This window comes from Falsiroseomonas sp. E2-1-a4 (assembly GCF_051433165.1).
GTDB lineage: Bacteria > Pseudomonadota > Alphaproteobacteria > Acetobacterales > Acetobacteraceae > Falsiroseomonas.
This window is the reverse complement of record NZ_JBHMFS010000056.1, coordinates 1-2,736: the sequence shown is the minus strand read 5'-3', so window position 1 is coordinate 2,736 and position 2,736 is coordinate 1. Positions and strand designations below refer to the sequence as shown.

Sequence of the window (2,736 nt, the reverse complement as noted above, 5' to 3'; positions counted from 1 at the left end):
GCCGGGCAACCGATGGCCCTGACGGCGCGCGAATGGGTGCTGTTCGAGGCCTTCGTGCAACGCCCCCGCGCGCTGGTCACCAAGGCGCAGATGGAGGAGCGGCTCTAATCCTTCGACGCCGAGGTCGAGGGCAACACGATCGAGGTTTATATTGGCCGGATCCGCAAGAAGCTCGGCTACGACATCATCGAGACGGTCCGCGGCATGGGCTACCGGCTCGCCAACCGAAGCGCGCGGCACCCTGATGGGATCCCGGCCGCGGAGCCTGCAACGCCGGCTCGCCTTGGCCTCGCGCTGGGAAGGATCCCGCTCTGGCTCGCGGGCAGCGTGCCGGCGGGGCTGATCCTGCGCAGCGAAATCGACGAGGTCTTTGACAGCGCGCTGCAGGAAGTCGCGCAGCGCATCCTGCCTCTGGCCTACAGCGAGAGCCTGAACAGCGAACCCCCGGCCGAAGGCGAGAGCCCTGTTCAACGACTGCCTTCGGTGCTGCCGCACGAGGAGCAGATCACCTACATCGTCCGTGACAGCCACGCCCGCGTCCTGCTGCAATCCCACGACGCCGACCCGGCGGCATTTTCGGCGCTGATGGCGCCAGGGTCCCAGGACGCGGGCGGCCTGCGCCTGTACACCGAGGCAGCGGTGCAGGGCACCTTCTTCGTCACCACCGCGGAGCCGATCAGCCATCGCCGCCAGGCGGTGATCGATGCGGTCGGCATGCTGCTGTGGCCGTTGGCTGTTCTGCTGCCACTCAGCCAGCTCGGCGTCTGGGCGCTGGTTCGCTTCGCGCTGCGGCCAGTCCAGGCCTTCCAGCGGGAGGTCGAGGCGCGCGGCCGCGGTGACCTGTCGCCCGTCAACGCGACAGCGCTTCCGCGTGAACTCGCCCCAGTCGCGGGCTCGGTCAATCGGCTGATCGCGCGGCTGCAACGCGCGCTGGAGGCGGAGCGTGGCTTTACCACCAGCAGCGCCCATGAGTTGCGGACCCCCGTGGCAGCGGCGCTTGCACAGACGCAGCGGCTGATTGCCGAGGTACCCGAGGGCCCCGCGCGGCAGCGCGCCCGGACCGTGGAGGCGGCGCTGCGCCAATTGGCACGCCTGTCGGAGAAGCTGCTGCAACTGGCCAAGGCCGAGGGTGCTGGCCTGTTGGCGGAGACGCCGCAGGATCTGGCGCAGGTCCTGGGCTTCGTCCTGGACGGGTTCAGGGACGATCCGGACGCCGCCGCGCGGCTCACCATCCCGCTGCCGATGACTGGCGTTCTGCTGTCCCGCATGGATGCCGACGCCTTCGCCATCCTGGCCCGCAACCTCATCGAGAATGCGCTGAAACACGGCGCGGCCGATCAGCCGGTCTGGGTGCTGCTGAGCGACGATGGCCTCCTGCAGGTCACCAATGGTGGCACCGTGGTCGCGCCGGAGGCAATGTCCCGCCTCAAGCGGCCCTTTGAACGAGGGGGCAGTTCCGCCACCGGGTCCGGCCTCGGTCTTACGATTGCCGAGGCGATCGCGGCTGGCGCGGGCACCAGCCTGGAACTGACCTCGCCCGTGCCGGGGCTGGCCACGGGTTTCGAGGCTCGCGTCCAGCTACCCGAGATTCTAGCACCGCGCTGAACACAGGTTCAGGCCCGCGTCAGATTGGACGTCCATTTTTCCCGCATCGCAGTTCCTGCTGGAAAGATTCGGATGAACAAGATCGTCGCCACACTTGTCCTCGCGGCCACGATCGCCTTCCCGGCCCTTGCCTTCGCGCCGCCGGCCGAGGCGCGCAGCGTCACGCTCACCACGTAGCTTCGCCCCTATGGCGGCAATGGTGCGTATCTCGCAATTTATCTGGTGGATGGGCAGGACCGCTTCCATTCCACGCTGCGCGTTGCAGGTGGCAAGGCCGAGTACCACTCGCATCTCAGCGCCTGGCCGCCCTTGCCGAGGCCGTGCAACTGCGCCATGCGGAAGTGGAGCGCATCGTGCGGACGGCCTCCGGCTCCGTCATCGCGTACTATTTCGAGGCGGACCTTCCGTCGGCCGAGCTGGTTGATCCGCTCACGGGCCAGGCGATCCGGCCGCATGAGCCATCCAACCTGACGCGCACCATCACGAACCTGCATCGCTCCTACCTGATGGGCGATGCAGGGCGCGTTGCGGCAGGGCTGGGGGCAGCGGCGATGCTGGTGCTGTGCGTCTCGGGCGCCATGCTGCTGGCCGCGCGGCTCGGCGGTTGGGCCGCGATCCTGCGGCCCAGCCGCGGCACGCCGACGCAGCGGCCGCATTGCGAGCTCGGACGCTTCGCGTTGATCGGCCTTACGCTATCGGCGCTGACCGGCTGTTGGATGTCCCTCGCGACGTTCGGCGTTTTGCCCGATGGCGCGGCGGCCGAGGTCGCGGCACTTGTACAACCGAGCGGTGCCGCTCGGCTTCCGCCGGGACAGTTGGCGGCGCTGCAAGGGGTGGATCTGTCGGCGCTGCGCGAGCTCACCTTTCCCTATAGAAACGACCTGACCGATTCCTACACGCTGACCACGGCGCTGGGCACTGCCCATGTCGATGCCGCGACCGGGCAGGTGCTGAACTTGACGCCGAACGGCGTGGCGCGGCAGGTGCACGAGACCATCGTCATGCTGCACACCGGCCGCGGCGCCTAGGTGTTCAGCCCCGGCATTTGGTGGATCGGGTCGATGATGAATCGCTCTGGCGCTGAGAGCCCATCCGGGAAGTTTGGATTCAAGCTTAGGGCTTTGCCGCCAG

General features: G+C 68.2%; 2 protein-coding genes and 1 pseudogene. All 3 read left to right on the top strand.

The features are described from left to right. Positions 1-126: 126 nt before the first annotated feature. Positions 127-207, top strand: a pseudogene (locus ACFHNC_RS24555) (winged helix-turn-helix domain-containing protein); the annotation flags it as partial. Next, entirely contained in the window at positions 205-1,605 is a 1,401-nt protein-coding gene (locus ACFHNC_RS24550; protein WP_437171864.1) for a sensor histidine kinase, read from the top strand. The pseudogene ACFHNC_RS24555 and the gene ACFHNC_RS24550, both read left to right, overlap by 3 nt. Positions 1,606-1,925: 320 nt before the next feature. Continuing rightward, positions 1,926-2,633: a PepSY domain-containing protein gene (locus ACFHNC_RS24545; RefSeq protein ID WP_437171863.1), complete on the top strand. Its 708-nt coding sequence runs from the start codon at positions 1,926-1,928 to the stop codon at positions 2,631-2,633. Positions 2,634-2,736: the final 103 nt, after the last annotated feature.

What these genes read in the sequence shown, in the direction of transcription:
- ACFHNC_RS24550 (WP_437171864.1), top strand. Translation starts at nt 205, where the DNA reads ATGGGCTACCGGCTCGCCAACCGAAGCGCGCGGCACCCTGATGGGATC.